Source organism: Mycobacterium sp. PDNC021 (assembly GCF_048282635.1).
Taxonomy (GTDB): domain Bacteria; phylum Actinomycetota; class Actinomycetes; order Mycobacteriales; family Mycobacteriaceae; genus Mycobacterium; species Mycobacterium llatzerense.
In genome coordinates this window covers 973,177-994,398 of the sequence record NZ_CP182502.1, presented here as the reverse complement: position 1 = coordinate 994,398, position 21,222 = coordinate 973,177, and the positions used below count along the sequence as shown (strand labels likewise).

18 protein-coding genes are annotated in these 21,222 nt (G+C 68.7%); 6 read left to right on the top strand and 12 right to left on the bottom strand.

Translation table 11 applies throughout. From position 1 onward, the window contains the following. Positions 1-41: 41 nt before the first annotated feature. The 6 genes from ACNO8X_RS04630 to glf form a co-directional block, all read right to left on the bottom strand. Positions 42-1,043 carry an esterase family protein gene (locus tag ACNO8X_RS04630; protein ID WP_043985797.1) on the bottom strand — a complete coding sequence of 334 codons (1,002 nt, stop codon included), beginning with the start codon at positions 1,041-1,043 and terminating at the stop codon, positions 42-44. Positions 1,044-1,206: 163 nt separating this feature from the next. Further along, positions 1,207-3,228, bottom strand: coding sequence for a flagellar motor control protein ZomB (zomB, locus tag ACNO8X_RS04625; RefSeq protein ID WP_418004349.1), 2,022 nt, complete (start codon positions 3,226-3,228; stop codon positions 1,207-1,209). Beyond that, positions 3,225-4,139, bottom strand: a complete 915-nt coding sequence (locus ACNO8X_RS04620; protein WP_043985798.1) for a decaprenyl-phosphate phosphoribosyltransferase — start codon at positions 4,137-4,139, stop codon at positions 3,225-3,227. The genes zomB and ACNO8X_RS04620 overlap by 4 nt, the downstream gene beginning before the upstream one ends. Further along, positions 4,136-4,705, bottom strand: a complete 570-nt coding sequence (locus ACNO8X_RS04615; RefSeq protein WP_418004348.1) for a phosphatase PAP2 family protein — start codon at positions 4,703-4,705, stop codon at positions 4,136-4,138. The genes ACNO8X_RS04620 and ACNO8X_RS04615 overlap by 4 nt, the downstream gene beginning before the upstream one ends. Then, the gene (locus ACNO8X_RS04610) at positions 4,702-6,651 is read right to left on the bottom strand and encodes a glycosyltransferase (RefSeq protein WP_418004347.1); all 1,950 of its coding nucleotides are present in this window, start codon (positions 6,649-6,651) and stop codon (positions 4,702-4,704) included. Before ACNO8X_RS04610 ends, ACNO8X_RS04615 begins: the two co-directional genes overlap by 4 nt. A gap of 6 nt (positions 6,652-6,657) precedes the next feature. Then, a complete protein-coding gene (gene glf, locus ACNO8X_RS04605; protein WP_043985801.1) occupies positions 6,658-7,893 on the bottom strand; it encodes a UDP-galactopyranose mutase in 1,236 nt (411 codons plus the stop codon). A gap of 203 nt (positions 7,894-8,096) precedes the next feature. On the opposite strand from glf, the gene ACNO8X_RS04600 reads away from it, so the two are divergent. Both ACNO8X_RS04600 and ACNO8X_RS04595 read left to right on the top strand, forming a co-directional pair. Further along, entirely contained in the window at positions 8,097-9,092 is a 996-nt protein-coding gene (locus ACNO8X_RS04600; protein ID WP_418004346.1) for a hypothetical protein, read from the top strand. Positions 9,093-9,248: 156 nt separating this feature from the next. Next, a complete protein-coding gene (locus ACNO8X_RS04595) occupies positions 9,249-10,874 on the top strand; it encodes an N-acetylmuramoyl-L-alanine amidase (protein ID WP_418004345.1) in 1,626 nt (541 codons plus the stop codon). Between the two features lie 2 nt (positions 10,875-10,876). Here ACNO8X_RS04595 and ACNO8X_RS04590 read toward each other — a convergent pair whose 3' ends face one another. The 3 genes from ACNO8X_RS04590 to ACNO8X_RS04580 are packed head-to-tail and all read right to left on the bottom strand — an operon-like array spanning position 10,877 to position 13,204. Next, positions 10,877-11,689 (bottom strand): HAD family hydrolase, encoded by an 813-nt coding sequence (locus tag ACNO8X_RS04590; RefSeq protein WP_418004344.1) that lies wholly within the window; start codon positions 11,687-11,689, stop codon positions 10,877-10,879. After that, a complete protein-coding gene (locus ACNO8X_RS04585; RefSeq protein WP_418004343.1) occupies positions 11,689-12,426 on the bottom strand; it encodes a lysophospholipid acyltransferase family protein in 738 nt (245 codons plus the stop codon). The genes ACNO8X_RS04590 and ACNO8X_RS04585 overlap by 1 nt, the downstream gene beginning before the upstream one ends. A 4-nt stretch (positions 12,427-12,430) precedes the next feature. After that, positions 12,431-13,204, bottom strand: coding sequence for a lysophospholipid acyltransferase family protein (locus tag ACNO8X_RS04580; protein WP_043402933.1), 774 nt, complete (start codon positions 13,202-13,204; stop codon positions 12,431-12,433). A 61-nt stretch (positions 13,205-13,265) separates the two neighbouring features. Here ACNO8X_RS04580 and ACNO8X_RS04575 point away from each other — a divergent pair, with 61 nt between their 5' ends. From ACNO8X_RS04575 to ACNO8X_RS04565, 3 genes are read left to right on the top strand one after another with little or no spacing between them, the layout of a single operon-like run. Next, positions 13,266-13,934: a phosphotransferase gene (locus ACNO8X_RS04575; RefSeq protein WP_418004342.1), complete on the top strand. Its 669-nt coding sequence runs from the start codon at positions 13,266-13,268 to the stop codon at positions 13,932-13,934. Between the two features lie 59 nt (positions 13,935-13,993). Further along, the gene (locus tag ACNO8X_RS04570) at positions 13,994-15,556 is read left to right on the top strand and encodes a Rieske 2Fe-2S domain-containing protein (protein ID WP_418004341.1); all 1,563 of its coding nucleotides are present in this window, start codon (positions 13,994-13,996) and stop codon (positions 15,554-15,556) included. After that, positions 15,553-15,918 (top strand): hypothetical protein, encoded by a 366-nt coding sequence (locus ACNO8X_RS04565; protein WP_051955334.1) that lies wholly within the window; start codon positions 15,553-15,555, stop codon positions 15,916-15,918. The genes ACNO8X_RS04570 and ACNO8X_RS04565 overlap by 4 nt, the downstream gene beginning before the upstream one ends. A gap of 9 nt (positions 15,919-15,927) precedes the next feature. Here ACNO8X_RS04565 and ACNO8X_RS04560 read toward each other — a convergent pair whose 3' ends face one another. Further along, on the bottom strand, positions 15,928-16,179 hold the full coding sequence (locus tag ACNO8X_RS04560) for a hypothetical protein (RefSeq protein WP_260972112.1): 252 nt from the start codon (positions 16,177-16,179) through the stop codon (positions 15,928-15,930). A gap of 65 nt (positions 16,180-16,244) precedes the next feature. Next, entirely contained in the window at positions 16,245-17,066 is an 822-nt protein-coding gene (locus ACNO8X_RS04555; RefSeq protein WP_418004340.1) for a DUF5718 family protein, read from the bottom strand. A 106-nt stretch (positions 17,067-17,172) separates the two neighbouring features. Here ACNO8X_RS04555 and ACNO8X_RS04550 point away from each other — a divergent pair, with 106 nt between their 5' ends. After that, on the top strand, positions 17,173-17,898 hold the full coding sequence (locus ACNO8X_RS04550; RefSeq protein ID WP_418004339.1) for a hemerythrin domain-containing protein: 726 nt from the start codon (positions 17,173-17,175) through the stop codon (positions 17,896-17,898). Here the strand turns inward: ACNO8X_RS04550 and ACNO8X_RS04545 are convergent. Beyond that, positions 17,895-21,209, bottom strand: a complete 3,315-nt coding sequence (locus ACNO8X_RS04545; RefSeq protein ID WP_418004338.1) for a BTAD domain-containing putative transcriptional regulator — start codon at positions 21,207-21,209, stop codon at positions 17,895-17,897. The genes ACNO8X_RS04550 and ACNO8X_RS04545 overlap by 4 nt on opposite strands. Between the last annotated feature and the right edge of the window lie 13 nt (positions 21,210-21,222).

The window sequence follows — 21,222 nt, the reverse complement described above, 5'->3', positions numbered from 1 at the left end:
AGTGCGAGTTGTTGCCGGAGGATTTACCTCAGGTTCAGGGCTTACGCCTGTCCCGAAGCACCCAGCACACGCTGCAGGTCAGGCTTCATGGCCTGCAGCTGCTGGCCCCAGTAGCCCCAGTCGTGGGTACCGCTGTTGGGGAAGTTGAACACACCGTTGGTGCCACCGGCAGCCAGGTAGGTCTCCTGGAAGGTCCGGTTGGTGCGGATGGTCAGGCCCTCGAGGAACTTGGCCGGCACGTTGTTGCCGCCGAGGTCGCTCGGGTTGCCATCGCCGCAGTAGACCCACAGACGGGTGTTGTTGGCAACCAGCGTCGCGATGTTCACGAACGGGTCGTTGCGCTTCCAGGCGTTGTCCGGGGAGCCCGTCGAGCCCCACATGTCGTCGGCCTTGTAGCCACCGGCGTCACCCATCGAGATGTTGACCAGGAACGGCCACCAGCCCTCGGACAGGTTCAGGAAGCCCGACATCGAGCCCGCGTAGATGAACTGCTGCGGGTGGTAGATCGCGAGGGTCATCGCGGCCGAACCGGCCATCGACAGACCGATCGCAGCGCCACCGGTCGGCTTGACCGACTTGTTGGCCTGCAGGTAAGCGGGCAGCTCCTGGGTCAGGAAGGTCTCCCACTTGTAGGTGGAGCAACCAGCCTTACCGCAAGCCGGCTTGTACCAGTCGCTGTAGAAGCTGGACTGGCCGCCGACCGGCATGACCATCGACAGGCCCGAGCCGTTGTACCACTCGAACGCGGCGGTGTTGATGTCCCAGCCGTTGTAGTCGTCCTGCGCACGCAGACCGTCGAGCATGTAGACGGCGGGCGAGTTGGCGCCACCGCTCTGGAACTGGATCTTGATGTCGCGACCCATGGCCGCAGACGGAACCTGCAGGTACTCAACCGGCAGACCGGGACGCGAGAAAGCCCCTGCCGTCGCCGTTTCACCGACAACACCGACGAGACCGGGCAGCGCTGCCGCGGCAACGGCCGCGACCGCCATCCGGCGCGGCATGGCCTTGGCCATGGACCGCATCTTTCCAACGAAACTCATACCGCTCCCTAATATTTCCAATGACGGCGTACGGACAACCCTCACCACCGCCTCTGCCGTTGAGGTGACGATCAGGCCGGGCGCAGTCGCCCGAGTGGTTATCGCCGCATGGTTCCCCGGCGTTACCTACGCTTCAGGCCGTGTCAGCGCTGATGCGCCCAAACTACGGCCCGGTAGCCGGTAAGCCAGTGTAAGGGGTCGACAGCCTCGGAGGCACATCGAGCTTGCAGCGATACAGCTCGTATAACGGCACGCGATCAATCCGGTAACGCGTAAATGTGAACGCGTGTACCAGATTTGACATGAACCGATGTACGCCCATCGGAGCGCGTACCGAACTCAGCATCGTCTCGGTCTCCGGGCACGTCAGGGCGACCGCCGCCTGCGCCACCCAGTCCTGGTCGAGATACGTCGGAATCCACGGTGGCTTCCGCAGGAACGGACCCTCGGCCACCGCCCAGTCCGGGAACAGCTCTTTGTCGTGACCGATGCGCGCATCGTCCAGCCGCGCCGTGTGGGCGGCCAGCGGATTGGCCAGCCCGATCTGGTCGATCACCCGGACCTCGAGCGGCAGGTTCATGCCCATCATGCCCAGGTTGGTGAAAAAGACTGTGTGCGGCCCTTTTTCGAACCAGTTGGGCGGCGCCGGAAAGGTCGGGTCCGGCACCGGGGGCGGCATCGCCGGCACCACGTCCCACTGGTCGTAATTGCCCGACGGCAGCAGCAGCGCGCCGACCGGGGTGTTGTCGATGGCCGCGAGCACCGCCCGCATCCGCGGGTAGTCCAGATAGTCCGCGGCCGTCAGCGGGTGCGCGTGGCCGGTGGCCTGCGAGTAGAAGCGCCGCTCGTCGACGATGCCGGAGTAGGTCACCCGCGTGGCGTCGGATCCGAGGCCCGGTGAGTTGGCCGCCCACAGCGACCAGCCGACGACCGCCAGCCACAGGGCCGTCGTCGTACCGGCCAGCGCGTAGCCGACCTCGCGGGCGATGTTCTTGCCGTCAGGAAGCACGATCGGAATCACCGCAACAGGCGTGACCAGGCAGAACAGCGGTACCAACAGCACCCGGCCATGCATGAAGTCGCCGCCCTGGCGGATCCAGTACAGCCCCTGCACCAGACCACTGCCCACCATGAAAATCACTACCGCGGTAGGACTTTGGACCCGACGCGCCAAGGTGCTGTAGCCGCGCGGCGCCGCCTGGCCCCACCACGGCCGGCTGTGAGTGACGAACAACACAATCGCGAGTGCCGCGGTCAGCACCGCCGGGACCCACAACAAGTACGGCCCGTTGAAGTTGCTGAGGTAGACGAATCCCTGCTGCCACTTGGATCCGGTGGCGTCCTTGGCCAGGGCGGTGATCGGCACCAGCAGGCCGTAATAGCCCATGCGGAAGATCTCGTAGCCGATCGGCAGCAGACCACCGGCCACCACGATGATGAGCCGCCGGCGCCGGCCGCGGGCGGCGACCAGCTGCATGACCAGCGCCACCCCGCCGATCAGCGCCAACTCGGGGCGTACCAGGACCGACAGCCCGGCCAGGCAGGCCAACGAGCCGTCGAACCGGGCGCTGGTGACGTTGGCGTCGGCTTCGCGGTCTTCGGCACCGGGCGCGCGCACCGCACCGCGGACGCGAGGAGCAATCGGGCCCTGACCCCAGCACACCAGCATCCACCAGAGCAGTCCGAGGTAGGCCATGATCAGGCCGTTCTCCAGGCCCGACGTGGCGAAGTCCCGCGCCGGCGGCACCGCCATGTAGACCAGGGCGCCGGCCGGGACCAGCAGTGCACGACGGCCCCGCAGCCCGGGGGCGTACAGCCGGCCGGTGCCGAGCATCGCGAAGACCAGGCCCGCCACACTCAACGTCAGGGCCAGCGCCAGGGCCACGTACTCGAGTTGCACCGAGCCGCCGATCCAGGCGCCGAGCGTGACCAGATAGGTCCACAGCGTCGAGGTGTTGGACTCGACGCGCTCACCGGCGTTGAAGACGGGGCCGTTGCCGACCAACAGGTTTCGCACCGTGCGCAGCACGATCAGGCCGTCGTCCGCGATCCACCGGCGCTGCCAGGCGCCCCAACCGAACAGGGCGGCAGACACCGCGACGCTCAGCCACAGGCTGATCCGCGCGGCCCGGCCATACGGGAAGACCGGCCCGCGCAGCAATTGCTGGGCGGGCGAGTCACTCACCGGATCAGTCCGGGCAGAATCGCGGCGACGAGTGTTGCGACCAGGGCCACGCCCAGCAGCTGCAACACCCGGTCGTTCAGCACGATCTCCTCGGGTTCACCCGCCGCGCCGCTGTCGACGTCGACGGCGTAGCGCAGGATCGCGATGGTGAACGGCACCATCGACACCGCGAACCACGGGCCCTTGTTGCCCTCGAAGGCCCACAGGCCGTAGCAGAGCACCACCGCGGTCGCCGACAACGTCCAGACGAACCGCAGGTAGCTGCTGGTGTAGGACTCCAGCGCCTTGCGGATCTTGGCGCCGGTGCGTTCGGCGAGTTGCAGTTCTGCGTAACGCTTTCCGGCCGACATGAACAGCGAACCGAACGCGAACACCAGCAGGAACCACTTGGACAGCGGGATCCCGGCGGCGACACCACCGGCGATGCCACGGAGTGGGAATCCGGAGGCGTTGATGCAGATGTCCAGCACCGCTTGATGTTTCAGGCCGAAGCAGTAGGCCAGCTGGGACGCGATATAGACGGCCATGACGATCGCCAGGCTGGGCGTGAGCCACCACGAGATGGCCAGCGAGCCGACACCCAGTGCAGCGGCCAGTCCATAGGCCATGGTCACCGGGACCACGCCGGCCGCGATCGGCCGATACTGCTTGGTCGGGTGCAGGCGGTCCGCTTCCACATCGCGGGCATCGTTGATCAGGTAGATGCACGACGCGGCCATGCAGAACACCACGAACGCGACGCCGACGTGCTTGAGCACATCGGCGTAGCTGTAGTGCGCCCCGCCACCAAGGGCCGCCAGCGGTGCGACCAACACCAGGACGTTCTTCACCCACTGGCGCGGCCGCAGCGCCTTGACGAGGCCGGCGGCCAGGTTCTTCGGCGGCCCCAGCTCCTGCGTCACTTCGGTCATGCCCCAGCCTTTGGTTCGCGCTTTGCGGTTCGCTCGGAAATCGCGCCGACTGATTCGGCGACCGCGGTTCCCACCACGACACCGGTCAGCACGTCAGTGGGATAGTGCACGCCCAGAACCAGCCGCGACAACGCCATCGGTGGCACCAGGAACCACGGCAGCGGCAGGCCCGTGGCCCGGCCGATGAGGATCGCGGCCGCAGCGGTCGACGTCGCATGCGCCGACGGGAAGCTCAGCCGGCTCGGGGTGCCGACGTTGACGGCGATGGCCGGGTGCTGCGGGCGCTCCCGCTTGACCACACGCTTGATCAGCACGGCCGCCGCATGGGCCAGGAAGGTGCCGACACCGGCCGTCACCCAGGCCCGGCGACGCTGCGGCTGCAGCACCGCACCCAGACCGCAAACGGCGAACCAGCCGAGGCTGTGCTCACCGAAGTACGACAGCACGCGGGCGCCGGCGAGGACCCCGGGACGTCCGGTCAGCGCGGACTGCACGCCGACCAGGATGGCGTCCTCACCGTGCGGAGCACCAGGGGCGGCATCGCCCTCGATACCTTCGAAGCTCATCTGGCACCGGCCGATTCGGTTTGGGAGGCCAGCAGCACGGACTCCCACCGCTCCTTGCTCGTCAGCTCCGGCAGTGCGTTGCGGTACACCCGACGCATGCGGTTGAACTTGCGGGCCAACAGCACCTGGCGCTTGAGCGACTCACGCAGCAACTCGAACATCTTCTCGCGGTCGCGCTGCCGGTAGACCACGCCGCGGCCGTCGGCGGTGGTGACGGTGACACCGTCGACCATGCACAGCGAGAACCAGCGCGCATCCTGCGTCGCCACGTTGATCTGCGGCCGCACATGGTGTTCCGGATCGTGCGGCTTGAGCTGGTTCACCACACCGCGGGTCAGCCGTACGGCGATGGCGGGCAAGCTGGTGGGAATCTTGACCTTCCGGCGCCACTTCTTGTCCGACGGAGCGGGCAGCGTGGTCGCGCTTTCCAGCACCACCGCGTCCGGGTACTCGGTGCGCATGGCACGCACCGCGGGCAGCGCGGACTCGAGGATGGTGAACAGGTTGTCCGGCCCGGCGAGGAAGTCGTCCATGGCCCGGTTCTGGATCGCCACCGTCGAATACTCAAGGCACAGAAGGTGTTTGACAGTCGCCTTGAAGTGGCTCGCAACCAGGCCGCGGATGTTGCCGTCCCAGTGCAGCGCCGCCACCACGAGGCGGTTGCGCAGGTGGAAGTACGCCTGCCAGTCGATGGCGTCGTCCTTGTCGCTCCACGCCATGTGCCAGATCGCCGCGCCGGGGAGGGTCACCGTCGGGTAGCCGTGTTCACCGGCGCGCAGTCCATACTCGACGTCGTCCCATTTGATGAACAGCGGCACCGGCTGCCCCAGTTCCTCGGCCACCGCGCGCGGGATCATGCACATCCACCAGCCGTTGAAGTCGACGTCGATGCGGCGGTGCAGGATCTTGCTGCGGTACTCCTCCTCGTCGGCGAGGGGGTACTTCGCGAAGTTGTGGTCGTACTCTGTATTGACCGCGCCGCTCCACATGAAGTTCGCCGCATCGACCATCTCACCCATGACGTGCAGGTGCGAGGGCTCCTGCAGGTTGAGCATCTGGCCGCCGACCAGGGTCGGCGTCTTGGCGAACCGGTTGAATGCCAGCGCCCGCAAGATCGAGTCGGGCTCGACGCGGATGTCGTCGTCCATGAACAGAATCTGTTCGCAGTCAGTGTGTTTCAGCGCCTCGTACATCACCCGGCTGTAGCCGCCGGAGCCACCGAGGTTCGGCTGGTTGTGGATCGACAACCGGTCGGCCAGCGGGGCTGCCGCGGCCGCGAAGTCGGGGTGGTCCTTGACCTTGTTGGCGCCCTGATCGGACACGATGACCGCACCGATCACCTGGTCCACCAACGGATCCGAGGTCAGCGCCGCGAGCGCGTTGACGGCGTCCGCCGGGCGGTTGAAGGTCGGGATGCCGATCGTGATGTTCGCCCGGCCAGGCGCTGCCACCGGTGCGTACCACCCGGCGTTGTGCACCGTCACCGCGCTGTCGGTGGTGATGTCGAACCAGATCCAGCCGCCGTCTTCGAACGGCTCCAAGCCGATCTCGAACTCGACCACTGCCGGGAGGCCGTCGTCACCACTGGCAATTTCACTGCCGCCCACGGTGATTCGCGCACCGGTCGCCTTCGACCGGTAGACGTCGACACGGGCGCTGCCGGTCAGCTCGACCCGCAGCACCACCGAGGTCAGGATCGACCAGCGGCGCCAGTAGCTGGCCGGGAACGCGTTGAAGTAGGTGGCGAACGAAACCTCGGACTCCCCACCGATTTCCAGCGTGGTGCGGGTCGGGGCGTGCGCACGCCGGGCGTTGGTGGACGACTCCTCGATGTACAGCTTGCGGACGTCGAGGGGCTCACCCGGCCGGGGCAGGATGACCCGAGACAGCAGGCTCACGGCGCGGGACTGTCCCGACGCCAGCGCGCCGGACGGAATGTCGCTCATGGTTTTTCAGCTACTTTCTGCAACGGCGTCGCCGAGGGCCGCGCCGTCACGCAGGTGCGGCATCAGGACGTTGTCGTACATGTTCAGCGCACTGGCGATGGCCATGTGCATGTCGAGGTACTGGTAGGTGCCGAGGCGGCCGCCGAACAGCACGCGGTTCTCATCGGTCTCGGCCTTGGCCCGGGCGCGGTAGGCGGCCAGGATCGCGCGATCCGAATCGGTGTTGATCGGGTAGTACGGCTCGTCGTCGTCGCCCGCGAAGCGCGAGAACTCCCGCATGATGACGGTCTTGTCGGTCGGATACTCCCGCTCGGGGTGGAAGTGCCGGAACTCGTGGATCCGGGTGAACGGCACGTCGGGGTCGTTGTAGTTCATCACCGGAGTGCCCTGGAAGTCACCGATGGGCAGGACTTCCATCTCGAAGTCCAAGGTGCGCCAGCCCAGCCGGCCCTCGGAGTAGTCGAAGTAACGGTCGAGCGGACCGGTGTACAGCACCGGGGCGTCCGGGCTCTCGGCGCGCAGCGAGTCCCGCACGTCGAACCAGTCGGTGTTCAGCACCACGTCGATGCGCTCGTCGGCGGCCATGTTCTGCAGCCAGGCGGTGTAGCCGTCGACCGGCAGACCCTCGTAGGTGTCGTTGAAGTAGCGGTTGTCGAAGTTGTAGCGCACCGGCAGGCGGCTGATGATCGACGCGGGCAGGTCCTTCGGATCGGTCTGCCACTGCTTGGCGGTGTAGCCCTTGACGAAGGCCTCGTAGAGCGGCCGGCCGATGAGCGAGATGGCCTTCTCTTCGAGGTTCTGCGCATCGTCGGTGTTGATCTCGGCGGACTGCTCGGCGATCAGGGCGCGGGCCTGCTCCGGGCTGAAATAGCGCCCGAAGAACTGCGACACCAGACCCAGCCCCATCGGGAACTGGTAGGCCTGGCCGTCATACATGGCAAAGACGCGATGCTGGTAGCCGGTGAAGTCGGTGAACTGCCGCACGTAGTCCCACACCCGCTGATTGGAGTTGTGGAACAGGTGGGCACCGTACTTGTGCACCTCGATGCCGGTTTCCGGCTCGGCTTCGGAGTAGGCGTTGCCGCCGAGGTGGTGCCGGCGCTCGACGACCAGCACCCGCTTGTCGAGTTGGGTTGCCGCGCGCTCGGCAATCGTCAGGCCGAAGAATCCGGAGCCGACGACGATGAGGTCATATGGGCCGGAGGACTGGGTCACAGCGCCCCGGGAATCAGCGGAGGTCATCGGCGTTCAGGGTATCCGACAGAGGCCGTTCGGCCCGAAAACACCCTGTCGGCCCAGCCAGTGCGCGGGCCGGTCGCAATTCGCTCACGATTCCGCATCGTCACTCTAATCCCACCAATCACAGCTTTAACATCGAATCCGTCAGTACCGACGACTCGGCAAGCCAGCTCGAGCCGTGCCCCACACGACCCGAGGAGACTTCCGTGCCTAACCGACGTCGACGCAAGCTCTCGACAGCCATGAGCGCAGTCGCCGCCGTGGCCGTCGCAAGTCCGATCGCACTCGTGGCGGTCGCCCAGATGACCCCGGCAAACCCGACTCCGCAGCACCGCGAATTCGTCCAGGCCGCGCTGGTCACCGACCTCCCCAACGAGGTCATGTCCGCGCTGTCGCAGGGCCTGTCCCAGTTCGGCGTCAACCTGCCGAACCTCATGGGTGGCGCCGGCGGCTCCACCAGCCCCCTGACCGGACTGTCGCCGCAGACCAGCCTGACCCCGGGACTGAGCTCTCCGGGCCTGACCCCCGGTCTGAGCACCCCAGGCCTGACGCCGCCGACCGGCCTGACGCCCGCTGGTGGGCTCACTCCGCCGGCCGGCCTGACCCCTGGCCTGGGCACCACCCCGTCGACCGGCCTGACCGCACCCGGTCTGACCCCACCGACCGGGGCGACCGCACCTGGCCTCACCCCGCCGACCGGCCTGGGCACCACCAGCCCATCGGCGCTGACCCCGGGACTGGGCGGCCTGCCCAGCGCCGGCCTGACGACCCAGGGCGCCACCCTCCCGAGCGTGAGCACGCCCGGGCTGACGGCTCCCGGTCTCAACGCCACTGGCCTGACGACGCCGTCGATCAGCGCGAACCCGGCAGGGCTCGGCACGGCAGGGATGCCGATGACCGATCCCAACGCCAGCCTGGGCCTCGGCCCGGGCCAGGGACTGGGCGGTAGCTACCCGATCCTCGGCGACCCGTCGGTCGGACTGGGTGGCGGCGACGGCCTCGGCCTCGGCGCAGCTCCGAGCGGCGGCGGCGGGCTGATCAGCGATCTGACCAGCGCGGCCAACCAGCTGGGCGCGACCCAGGCGATCGACCTGCTCAAGGGCATGGTCATGCCGGCCATCACCTCCGCGGTGAAGTCCGCTCAGGCCGCCCCCGCGGCAGCCGCCGCGGCCGCACCGGCATTGCCGGCACCCGCGGTCTGACATCGCGTCACACACAACTGAAGACCTGTAACCAAGACGGCACCGCAGAAGCCCCACGGCTCTGCGGTGCCGTTGCGGCGTCTCGCCGAGAATTGACAGTTCAGTAACCCGTGTCGAAACACTGGTAACAGCTGACACATACGTAACATTCGCGCTGTGCCGCGCCGTCGACCCGCACCGTCAATACTGTTGTCCGCCCTGGCGGCGACCGTCGTGATGGTGCCGTTGGCCGTCAGTGGTATCCCCGGCATCCCCGGCATCCCCGGCCTGACGGACGACAAGCCGTCGGCACCGGAGCTGCGCACGCAGCCACTGGCCGGTGTCGGAGGCGGACAGACCGTCCGGGAAATCCACCAGGACACCCCCTTCTCCCTGGTCGCGCTCACCGCATCGGACTTCACCGGCACCTCGGCCCGCGTGCGCGCCCAGAAAGCCGACGGGTCCTGGGGACCCTGGTACGAAGTCGAGGCACCCGACGGCGTCGGCGAGGCCCGCGCCACCACTCGCGGCACCGAGCCGGTGTTCGTCGGCCGCACCACGACCGTCCAGATCGCGGTGACCCGGCCCGCCGAAGCGGCCGCCACACCGCCGGACGCCGGCCGACCGCAGGGTCCCGGACTGGGGTACCGCCCCGTCGATGTCGAAAAGCCGTTGGGCCCCAGCATGAAAGCGGTGCTCATCAGCCCGCCGGAGGCGCCGGCCGACGTCCAGTTCCAGCCGACCGCGGTTTCGGCACCGAACCAGCCGCCGAACATCATCAGCCGCGCCCAGTGGGGCGCCAACGAGGGCGTCCGCTGCGGCCAGCCGGTCTACGACAAGGGTGTGCGCGCCGCGATCGTGCACCACACCGCCGGCAGCAACGACTACGCACCGGAGGATTCTGCGGGCATCGTCCGCTCGATCTACGAGTACCACACCCGCGAATTGGGTTGGTGCGACATCGCTTACAACGCGCTCGTCGACAAGTACGGTCAGGTTTTCGAAGGCCGCTTCGGCGGGATGACGAGGCCCGTCGAGGGGTCGCACACCGGTGGATTCAACGTGGACACCTGGGGCGTGGCCATGCTCGGTGACTTCGACGTCGTGCCCCCGACCCCGCTACAGCTGAAGATGACCGGCCGGCTGATCGGCTGGCGGCTGAGTCTGGACCACGTCAATCCCCTGGGCAGCGTGGTGCTGACCTCGGGCGGCGGCACCTTCACCCACTTCCCCGCCGGCGCGACGCCGACCCTGCCGACCATCTTCACCCACCGCGACGTCGGCAACACCGACTGCCCGGGCAACGCCGCCTACGCCGCCATGGGCGAATTGCGGGACATCGCAGCATCTGTCACCGCACCGCCGGGCGCCCTGAGCGCCATGGACATGCTGCGCGGCGGCGCCATCTTCGACAAGTGGCAGGCCATGGGCGGGGCGGCCAGCCCGCTCGGCGTCGCCACCTCGCCGGAGGCCGCGGCCGACGGCCACACCCGCTACGCGACCTTCGACCACGGCGCCATGTACTGGTCGCCCGCCACCGGCGCCCAGCCTCTGACCGGATCCCTCTACGACGCCTGGGGCGCACTGGGTTTCGAACGCGGCGCCCTCGGACTGCCGACCAGCGGGGAGATTCCGGAACCGCAGTGGATCGTGCAGAACTTCCAGCACGGCACCCTCAACTTCGACCGCGAGCACGGGACGGTCACCCGCGTCATCGACGGTGTGCCACAAGAACTTCCGCCGCTACCGCAGCAGGAGCCGGTGCAGCTCGAGCGGTTCAGCCGGATCGAGATGCAGAGCTAGGGCTACAGCCACCAGCGTTCGAGGACCCGCGCGACGCCGTCGTCGCTGTTGGTCGTGGTGACCTCATTGGCGGCCGCCAGGGCCTCCGGATGCGCATTGCCCATCGCCACACCGAGCCCGGCCCAGGTCAACATCGGGACGTCATTGGGCATGTCGCCGAATGTCACGACGTCCTCGGCGCTGATCCCCAGCGGGCGGATGACCTCGGCCACGCCGGTGGCCTTGCTGATACCCAGCGGCACCACTTCGATCAGCCCGTTGTTGGTCGAGTAGGTCAGGTCGCCAGTGAGGCCGACATGTGGCGCCAGCGCCGCCGCCAGATCCGCGCTGTGCGCGCCGGCCTTGCGGATCAACAGCTTCACCGCGGGCACGCTCAGCATGTCCTCGACCGAGACCTCGGTGTTGTCGGGGTTGTGCCAGGCATGCTCGTAGCCAGGCGAACTCGCGAACTGGGGTATCGATTCGTCGAACGCGGTACGGCCCACCCGCTCGACCGCCAGCCCGACGCCCGGGATCACCCGGGCGGCGATCTCGGCCAGCTCGCCCAGCGCGTCGGGCGACAGGGTGTGCGCCGACACGACGCGATCGGTCGCGGCGTCGTAGACCACCGCACCGTTGGCGCACACCGCCATCGGGGCAAACCCGAGGCCCTCCGCCACCGGTGGAATCCAGCGCGGCGGCCGGCCGGTGGCAAGCACGAACCTGGCGCCGTTCGCGACCGCGGCCTGCACCGCGGCGCGGGTCCGCGGCGTCACCCGCTCATGGGTGTCGAGCAGGGTGCCGTCGACGTCGGTGGCGATCAGCGCGGGCAGCATCACCGGCCCTCGGCTTCCCGACGGGCCCGTTCGGCCTTCTCCAGCAATTCGGCCTCCTCAGGCGTCGGGGCGCTGCCGCCCAGTCGGCGCGGCACCCAATACGCACCTTCGGGGTGCGGGTATTCCTCCTGCGCCGTGTGCAGCTGATCGGTCATGGTCTGCTGCAGTATCGCCATCACCTCGGCGACCGGACCGGTCGCCAGGATCGGCGTACCCACCCGAACGATGACCGGAATCTTCTTGCGTCCCAACCGCTTCGGGTGGTCCTTGGTCCACACCCGGTGCACGCCCCAGACGATCACGGGAATGATCGGCACCTGCGCGTCGAGCGCCATCCGCGCCACCCCGGTCTTGAATTCCTTGAGCTCGAAACTACGGCTGATCGTGGCTTCCGGATACACCCCGACCAGTTCCCCGGCGCGCAGCCGCTCCACGGCGACCGGATACGCGTCACCGCCGGAACTGCGGTCGACCGGAATCAGCCCCGCCCGTTTGACCAGGAAATTGCCCATCGGCACCTGCTGGACCTCGGCCTTGAGCATGAAGCGGACCCGGCGCTTCCGATGCGTGGCGGCCAGCCCTACCGGCAGAAAGTCGACGTAACCGGTGTGGTTGATCGCGATCACCGCGCCACCGGTATCCGGAATGTGTTCCAGCCCTTGGTAAGTGATCCGAGTCCCGGTGGCGGCAACCGCCGCCTTGGCGGCAATCTCGATGCCGCGGAAGACTGGCTCCATGGCGCTACTCCGGCGCCCCTTCCGCCTGCCGCGCCGCCCGGCGGGCCGCTTTCTCGCGGGCTTCGTCGAGATCCATCTGGTCGGCCTCGGCCAGCGTCGGCGCCCCGCCACCCAACCGGTGCGGCACCCAGAATTCGCCGGCCGGGTGCTCTCCGTACGCGTCCTGAACTTCCGACAGCAGATGCTGCATGCGGGCGTGCAGCAGCGCGGTCAACTCGGCCGCGGGCAGCGTCGGATATATGGGCTCACCGACATGGATGTGGATGGGCACCTTGGGGCGGCGCATGTTGCGCGGATGGCCCTTGGTCCAGATCCGCTGGGCACCCCAGATGATGTGCGGCACGATCGGCACGTCGGCCTCGATAGCCATCCGCGCCGCGCCCGATTTGAATGCCTTGATCTCGAAGCTGCGGCTGATCGTGGCTTCCGGATAGACGCCGACGAGCTCGCCGAGTTTGAGTTGCTTGACCGCCTCGGAGTACGAGTCGGCGCCGCTGCCGCGGTCGACGGGGATGTGGCGCATCTTGCGCATCAGCCACCCGCCGTACTTGTTGTCGAAGACTTCCTTCTTCGCCATGAACCGCACCTTGCGGCCCCGCTTCTGCAGGACGGCGGGCAACCCGGCGAAGGTGAAGTCGAAGTAGCTGGTGTGGTTGATGGCGACCACCGCACCACCACTGACCGGCAGGTTCTCTGTGCCCGTGACGGTGAACTTCAAGCCCTGCACGCGCCACACCGTGCGCGCCAGCTTGATTGCCGTGCCATATACCGGTTCCACGAGCACCAGCCTAGTGCGGACCGTCGGTACCGCGCCTACAAAGGTAGGCCAGGCTGTAGGGGTGACCTTCCCGACCGGCCCCGTACCGATTCCCGACGTCGTCGACGCGCTGGCCGTCGGCCGTCCCGTGACCGCGGTGTGGGAGAACGAACTCGGTGGCGTGACGTTCGCCATCGGCGCCGGCGACGAGTACGTGAAGACCTACCCGGCCGAGCACGCGCCATTGCTGACCGCCGAAGCGGTCCGGCTGAGCTGGGCCGGGAAGTACATCGCCGTGCCGATCGTGCTCGGCGAGGGCGCGGGCTGGCTGCACACCGCGGGCCTGCCCGGGCGCTCCGCCGTCGACCCGCTGTGGTCCGACGATCCCGAGACCGCGGCCCGCGCGATCGGCGCGGGCCTGCGCGTCATGCATGACGCGTTGCCGGTCGAGGACTGCCCGTTCGGGCGTCCGTCCTGGGTTGCCGACGTCCCCGATCCGGACCGGCTCGTGGTCTGCCACGGCGACGCCTGCGCACCGAACACCCTGATCAGCGACGACGGCGCGTTCGTCGGGCACGTCGACATCGGGGACCTCGGGGTGGCCGACCGGTGGGCCGACCTGGCCATCGCCACCATGTCGCTGGACTGGAACTACCCCGGCAACTACGAGGCCGCCCTGCTGGACGCCTACGGGGTGACGCGGGACGACGCACGCATCGACTACTATCGCGCGCTCTGGGACGCCGGCTGACACACCTCGACATCCAGTTAGACTCGCTGGCGAACTCTCCACCGCCAAAAGGGGCATTTGTGCAGGTCACAAGCGTTGGACACGCAGGATTCCGGATCGACACCGCTGCGGGCAGCATTCTGTGCGACCCGTGGGTGAACCCTGCCTACTTCGCGTCGTGGTTCCCGTTCCCGGACAACAGCCGACTGGACTGGGACGCGCTCGGCGACTGCGACTACCTGTACGTCAGCCACCTGCACAAGGACCACTTCGATCCCGAGCACCTGCGCGCCCACGTCAACAAGGACGCGACGGTACTGCTGCCGGACTACCCGGTGCCGGACCTGCGCCGTGAGCTCGAGGCCCTCGGCTTCCACACGTTCTTCGAGACCACCGATTCGGTGAAGCACCGCGTCAGCGGCCCGAAGGGCGACCTGGACGTGATGATCATCGCCCTGCGCGCCCCGGCGGACGGCCCGATCGGCGACTCGGGCCTGGTGGTCTCCGACGGCGAGACCGTCGCGTTCAACATGAACGACGCCCGCCCGATCGACCTGGACATGGTGGCCACCGAGTTCGGCGACGTCGACGTGCACATGCTGCAGTACTCGGGCGCCATCTGGTACCCGATGGTCTACGACATGCCGGCCCGGGCCAAGGAGGCCTTCGGCACCCAGAAGCGGCAGCGGCAGATGGACCGGTCCCGCCAGTACATCGCGCAGGTCGGGGCCACCTGGGTGGTGCCGTCGGCCGGTCCGCCGTGCTTCCTGGATCCCGAATTGCGTTGGCTCAACGACGATCACGACGATCCGGCCAACATCTTCCCGGACCAGGCGGTGTTCCTGGACCAGCTGCGCCGGCACGGCCACGACCGCGGGCTGCTGATGATCCCGGGCACGGTGGCCTCGTTCACCGGTTCGACGCTGGACTCGCTGACGCACCCGATCCCTGACGCCGAGGCCGAAGCGATCTTCACCACCGGCAAGGCCGAGTACATCGAGGCCTATGCCCAGCGCATGGCACCGGTGCTGGCCGCAGAAAAGTCCTCGTGGGCAACGGATTCCGGCGATTCGCTGCTGGAGCCGCTGCGGGCCAAGTTCGAGCCGATCATGGTGCAGAGCGACCAGATCTGCGACGGCATCGGCTACCCCGTGGAATTGAAGATCGGCACTGGGGTCGATTCTCAGACCGTCGTCCTGGACTTTCCGAAACGAGCTGTGCGGGAAGCGATTCCGGACGAGAAGTTCCGCTACGGCTTCGGCATCGCGCCCGAGCTGGTGCGGACCGTGCTGCGTGACGACGAGCCGGACTGGGTCAACACCATCTTCCTGTCCACCCGCTTCCAGGCGTGGCGAGTCGGCGGCTACAACGAATACCTCTACACGTTCTTCAAGTGCCTGACCGACGAGCGCATCGCCTACGCCGACGGCTGGTTCGCCGAGGCGCACGACACGTCGGCGTCAATCGACCTGGGCGGCTACGAGATTCAGCGCCGCTGTCCGCACCTGAAGGCCGACCTGTCGAAGTTCGGCATCGTCGAGGGCAACACCCTGACCTGCAACCTGCACGGCTGGCAGTGGAACCTCGACAACGGCCGCTGCCTGACCTCCAAGGGTCACGAATTGCGGAGCGCCAAACGGTGACCAGCGCCCACTCCGGCGCTCGCTCGGACGCGCACTACGACGACGGCCAGATTTTCCTGGATCGGCAGGCAATCACGTTGCGCCGCTACCACTTTCCATCGGGCACGTCGAAGATCATCCCACTGAGCGCGATCCGCGGCTACAAGTCCGAATCACTCGGATTCATCATGGACCGGTTCCTGATCTGGGGCGGCACCGATCCGCGGCGCTGGCTGCCACTGGACATCTGGCGGCCCATCAAGTCGACGCTGGTGACCCTCGACGTCGTCGGCACCACCCCGGCGCCGGCCTGTACCCCGTTGCGACCCAGGGAGTTTCTGGCGACGCTCGACGTGTTGCTGAAGGAACAAGCGGGCCGTTGACGGCCGCCGTTACCAGGTAGTGCCGGCGAGCCCGGGAATCACGCACCGCCCGTCCGCGGCGACGCGGCCGATGAGCATCCCGTCGTAGCCGGTGCAGGACGAATTGAGCGGCTCGCAGGTGTTGATGGACGTGATCACCTTGTCCCCGCCGCACGGGGTACCTGGCGCTGGGGGATCGGCTGCGGCGACAGCACTGCTGCCGCTCAACGCCAGAATTGCCGCCGACGTGATGACGAACGAACGGGTCGAGTTGAGCATCATGGATACCTCCGGCCGATGGCCCCGACGTGCACCAATGCTACGCCGGGTTCGGGTAGCAATCCGAGCTACTGCGCGGCCCGCACCGTCTGCCGCAGCACCGAGGCGTCGTCGGAGGCGGTGTCGTACACGCGCACGATGGCCTGGTCGCCCGGCTTGAGGTAGGTGGACTCCCCCAGCTCGGTGTACCGCGTCGCGCCGATGCCGACGAGCAGGTGCGACGGGTGGCCGCTGGCCACCATCAGGGCGCCGACATCCTCCAGAGGCGTGTCGTCGGAGCCCTTCTGGTTGGCCAGCCGGTCGACGATCCAGTCCAGCAGCTGCGTGCCGTAGTACGAGTAGCCCAGCAACGGGCTGTCCTGGCCGTACGCGTGCTCGGTGCCAGCCCCATCGTCACTGCCGTCGTCCAGGAAGCTGGCCAGCCGCAACGACGACGTCGGGCCGTCGGGGCTCAGGTCACTGATCTCGAAGAACTGCGAGGCCACGCCCTTGGACGCCGGACCCCAGTTCTTCTTGTGACTGATCTTCGGGGCATTGGGCCGGCGGATCGAGCAGTCGTTGAACGCGCCCAGCGCGAACGGCCGCAGCCCGACCACCCGGTCGCCCGACCACGACACCTCACACGCCAGCCCGACCTCGGGTTCGATCTGCAGATTCAGCGGGGTGTCACTCACGGGCAGCTGGACGGCGTCCGTCGACAGCGGGAACTCACCGAGGAAGGTGTCACTGCCCGGCGCGTACCACGGGAAAATGCCCTTGGGCGCCCCGCCCTCCGACCTGACGTTGACGAAATCGACTGCCTCCCCGGCCTGTTCGAGGTGCCCGGCGAAGTTGCCCGCCACCCCGAAGCCGAACCAGCCACGCATGTCGTCCAGGTCGAGATCGATCATGGCAGCCACCCTACTTCGGCCGTGACCAGCCCCGACAAGCCACAACCAAGTCGCGCTTAAGTCACGGGCACCAGGCTGTGCACAACCTGATCACAAGGAGTCCGCTGTGCCCACCTCCGTCCACACCACCACCGTCGCACCGCGCCAAGCCGGCGAACCCAAGCCCGATCTGCTGGGTATCACGCTGGCGCACCGCGCCATGCTCGTCGACCTGGTCCGTCTCACCGAGCTGGCCAGGGCGGTGCGCGACCGGGACGTGATCTGCACGCCCGCCCGGGCCCGCGCCATCTCGCAGTACATCGAGATGCTGTGCGACTCCATCCATCACCACCACAACACCGAGGACACCGTGCTGTGGCCGGTGATCCAGGCCAGCGTCGGCGATCACCTGGATCTGAGCGAACTCACCGACGACCACGCCGCGCTCGACCCGCGCCTGGACCAGCTGCGCGCCCGCGCCGCGGCGTTCCGGCTGTCGAACGGTGACCGCAAGGTCGCATTCCTGATGGCCTTCGAGCTGGCGGAACTCACCGCGCTGCTGACCGAGCACATCAACGACGAGGAACTGGACTTGTTCCCGCTGATCACCGAGCACGTGTCGGTCGCGGACTGGGAGGCGGTGGAGGCGGCCGCGCGCGCCGGCAGCCGGATGTCGTTCGACGGTCCGCGCTCGCTCGCGGTGATGACCGACGACGAGCGGGCCTCGATGGCAGGGCAGCTGGGCATCGGGCTGCGGGCATTCCTGGCGGTGCTGGCGCTGCGGCACCGGCGCGTGATGCGCGCGGTCTTCGGCGACCTCGCGGAGAGCCGGCTCGAGGCCCTGGCCGACTAGTCGATGAAGCTGCGGGCCTCGGCCGCCAGCCGGTCCCGCAGCGTTTCGGCGGCCTTGCGGTAGTCGCGGGCCTCGTCGGGCCGGTCCAGCACGTCGGCGGCCGCGGCCAGCGCGTCGTCGACGGGGCCGACCATCAACCCGTCGACCCCGAGCCCGGCGATACTGCCGGAGTAGCGCGCCAGTTCGGCCGAGCGGGCCCGCACCTCGTCAAGGTCACCCATCGCCACCGCAGCGTTGACCCGCAGCACGGTGAACGGCACCCAGAAATAGGCCCGCTCGATGGGCTTTCGGTCCGGCCACAGCTCCCGGGCCTCGGCCTCGCGGCCCCGCGCGACCAGCGCCAGCACCGCCGCGTCCAGCGCGGCGACGGAAATCTCCCGGTAGAAGAACAGCAACTCGTCGGCCAGTGTGCCGAGGTCGCCGAGGCAGAATTCGCCCGTCGTCCGGCCGACCATCGCCAGCTTGGCGCCGTTGGCGGCGCCGTTCTCGGCCATGCGTGCGGCCAGGTCGGTGTAGGCGCTCACTGCCTCGTCCAGGCGGCCGGCCAACAGGTACATCCGGGCGCGGAACAGACCCAGCACCCCCAGCAGGTGGACCAGCTGACCCGTGCTCGCGCGCGCCACCGCGAGGTCGACGTGGCGCTTGGCCGTCGCTAGATCGCAGCGGTTGCCGGCCGCCAGCGACAGCAGCCAGTGCGCCACCGCCTGGTAGTCGGCCTGCTCGGCGGCTTCGGCGGTCTGCAGTAGTTCGGCGGCGAGCACGTCGCGCTCGGTGTCGAGGTCGGGTCCGAGGGCACAGAACGCGTGGACGTTGAGGGCAGTGCACAGCAGGCGGCCCGCCCCGGGATCGTCGGCGTACACCTGCCGCGCCAGCGCAAGCATCTCGGTGCTGGCCGCCAGCGCACCGTCCGGGTCGTTGCCCTCCAACTCGACGTAGAGCGCTTTGAGCAGCCGGATGCGGTCCGCGGCGGCAACGTCGCCGGCCAGCACGTGGCGCAACAGCCCGATCATCTGGCCGTCGGATTCGTCGTACTCGCGGTCGCGCCACACGAGCGGGGTGTCCCACGCGGTGAGGATGCGCACCACCAGGTCGTCGCGCGACCGGCCGGAGACCAGCTGCAGCGCGCACTTCATCTCGCTGCGCGCGGTGACGGCGTCGCCGGACTGCGCCAGCGCGGCGATCAGTCCGCAGCGGACCTCGATGTCCTGATCCAGGATTGCCACGCTCGGCGCCAGCTGCCGGCCGGCCGCGAGTTCGAGCATCTGGACCGCGGCGCGCCACTGCCGGGCGGCTTCGGCGTGGGCCCCGACCGAACCGGCGTCCCGCGCCGCGGCGGTGGCGAAATCCGCTGCCGCCGAAGCGGTTTCGGCAGTCGCCGAGGCGACGGCGTGGTGGGCCAGGGCAGCTTGGTCGACCGAGCGGCCGGGTGCGCGCAACAGCTCCAGCGCGGCGCCGTGCAACCGGGACCGGCGCAGCTTCGAGGTGTCCTCGTAGAGGGTGTCGCGGACCAGCCCGTGCGCGAATTGCAGCCGGCCCGGCGACGGCTCGTCGAGCAGGCCCAGCAGGACGGCCGGTTCCAGCGCATCGAGCAGATCGTCGGGGTCGCTGCGACCCAGCTCGGCCAGCAGGTCGACGTCGATGTCGCGGCCCAGCACGGCGGCCTGCCGCAGGGCGGTGACCGTCGGGCCGGGCAACCGGGCCAGCCGGCGCCGCAGTACGTCGCGCACCCCGACCGGCACCGACGCCCACACCGCGTCCGGCCCCTCGGCGGCCATCAGCCGGGCCAGTTCGCGCACGAACAATGGATTGCCACCGGTGCGTTCCCGCAGCAGGCGCAGGGCCTCGCCGCTGGTCGTCAGTCCGCAATCGGCGGCGACGGCAGCGGTGGCCGCGGCGTCCAAACCGCCGAGGATCAGATGCGCGGACGTATGCACCGTCAGAGCCGCCCGGGCCACCTCCAGCTCGCCGCGATCCTCCGACGGGCGGTACGTCGCCATGACCAGCACGCGGCGGTCCTGAACACGGTCGGCCACCAGCCGCAGCAGCTCCAGCGTCAGGCCGTCGGTGCGGTGCAGGTCGTCGAGCACGACGGCCAGGGGCTGGTCGTCGGCGACGGTGCCGAGCGCGTCGGCCACCGCCTGTCCCAGCCAGAACGTGCCCTGCTCGGCGGCGGCGCCGTCGTGCAGCAGCGGGGCCAGCGCCTGCCGGTCGTGATCGGTCGAATCAACCAGCTCGCGGAGCACCTCGGTCCACGCCCAGCCTGCGGGCGCGCCATGGACCTCCTGGCACCGGCCGTGCACCGTCCGCCAGCCGGCCGCCCGCAACCGGGCCGCGGCGGCCGCGGCCAGCGTGGTCTTACCGGAGCCCGCTTCGCCGCCGATCCACAGCACCGCGCTGGCACCCGCGGCGACGCCACGGGCGGTGGCGTCGATCGCCGCGAGCTCCTCGGCCCGGCCGTATGCGACGTGACCCACAGGTTCCCGCGGCGCGGCAGCCGGGGCCGCCGGCGTCGTCGACCGCACCGGCGCGGGCCGCGACGGTTCCAGATGATCGGCCTGGCGCAGGATGTCGCGCTCGAGATCGCGCAGGGCCCGGCCCGGTTCCAGACCGAGCTCGTCGATCAGGTGCTCGCGGGTGCGCCGCAGCACCTCGAGCGCATTAGCCTGCCGCCCGGTCCGGTACAGCGCGGTCGCCAGGACCGCGGCGGCCCCTTCGCGCCCCGGATGCTCGGCGACGTGCCCTTCCAGCGCCGCGATGGCGCTGCTGTACCGGGCGAGGTCGACGAGTGCGGCGGCCTGGCTTTCCACCGCCGCCAGCCGGAGTTCGGTCAGCCGCGAGACCTCCGGCGCCGCCCACAAGGCGTCACCGGCCCCCGCGAACGGTTCGCCCGCCCAGCCCGCGAGTGCCTCGTCGAGCAGTTGCACACGGTTTCGCGAATCCGATTCCTCTTGTGCCGCAGCAACTTTTGCTTCGAAACGCCAGGAGTCGACGGCGTTGTCCGGCAACCGCAGGCAGTACCCGGGCGCGGCGCTGACCAGGATGCGGGCCGGCGCCCGGCGCTGCCGGTCGGGTTCGAGCACGCGGCGTAGATGGGAGACGTAGACCTGCAACGCCGACAGTGCCTTCGGTGGCGGTTCGCCTTCCCAGAGGTCGTGGATGAGCCGGTCGACGGACACCGTGTGGCCGCGCGCGGCGACCAACCGGGCCAGCAGCGCCCGCTGCATCCGCGCACCCAGGTCCACCGGATCGTCACCGACCCACGCCTGCACCGGACCGAGCACCGTCACCCGCACCGGGTATTCCACCGTCATGCCCCCGCCGACG

What these genes read in the sequence shown, in the direction of transcription:
- glf (WP_043985801.1), bottom strand. Translation starts at nt 7,893, where the DNA reads ATGACCTCCGCTGATTCCCGGGGCGCTGTGACCCAGTCCTCCGGCCCA.
- ACNO8X_RS04555 (WP_418004340.1), bottom strand. Translation starts at nt 17,066, where the DNA reads ATGATCGATCTCGACCTGGACGACATGCGTGGCTGGTTCGGCTTCGGG.
- ACNO8X_RS04585 (WP_418004343.1), bottom strand. Translation starts at nt 12,426, where the DNA reads ATGGAGCCAGTCTTCCGCGGCATCGAGATTGCCGCCAAGGCGGCGGTT.
- ACNO8X_RS04630 (WP_043985797.1), bottom strand. Translation starts at nt 1,043, where the DNA reads ATGAGTTTCGTTGGAAAGATGCGGTCCATGGCCAAGGCCATGCCGCGC.
- ACNO8X_RS04620 (WP_043985798.1), bottom strand. Translation starts at nt 4,139, where the DNA reads ATGACCGAAGTGACGCAGGAGCTGGGGCCGCCGAAGAACCTGGCCGCC.
- ACNO8X_RS04545 (WP_418004338.1), bottom strand. Translation starts at nt 21,209, where the DNA reads ATGACGGTGGAATACCCGGTGCGGGTGACGGTGCTCGGTCCGGTGCAG.
- ACNO8X_RS04560 (WP_260972112.1), bottom strand. Translation starts at nt 16,179, where the DNA reads ATGATGCTCAACTCGACCCGTTCGTTCGTCATCACGTCGGCGGCAATT.
- ACNO8X_RS04610 (WP_418004347.1), bottom strand. Translation starts at nt 6,651, where the DNA reads ATGAGCGACATTCCGTCCGGCGCGCTGGCGTCGGGACAGTCCCGCGCC.
- ACNO8X_RS04615 (WP_418004348.1), bottom strand. Translation starts at nt 4,705, where the DNA reads ATGAGCTTCGAAGGTATCGAGGGCGATGCCGCCCCTGGTGCTCCGCAC.
- ACNO8X_RS04590 (WP_418004344.1), bottom strand. Translation starts at nt 11,689, where the DNA reads ATGCTGCCCGCGCTGATCGCCACCGACGTCGACGGCACCCTGCTCGAC.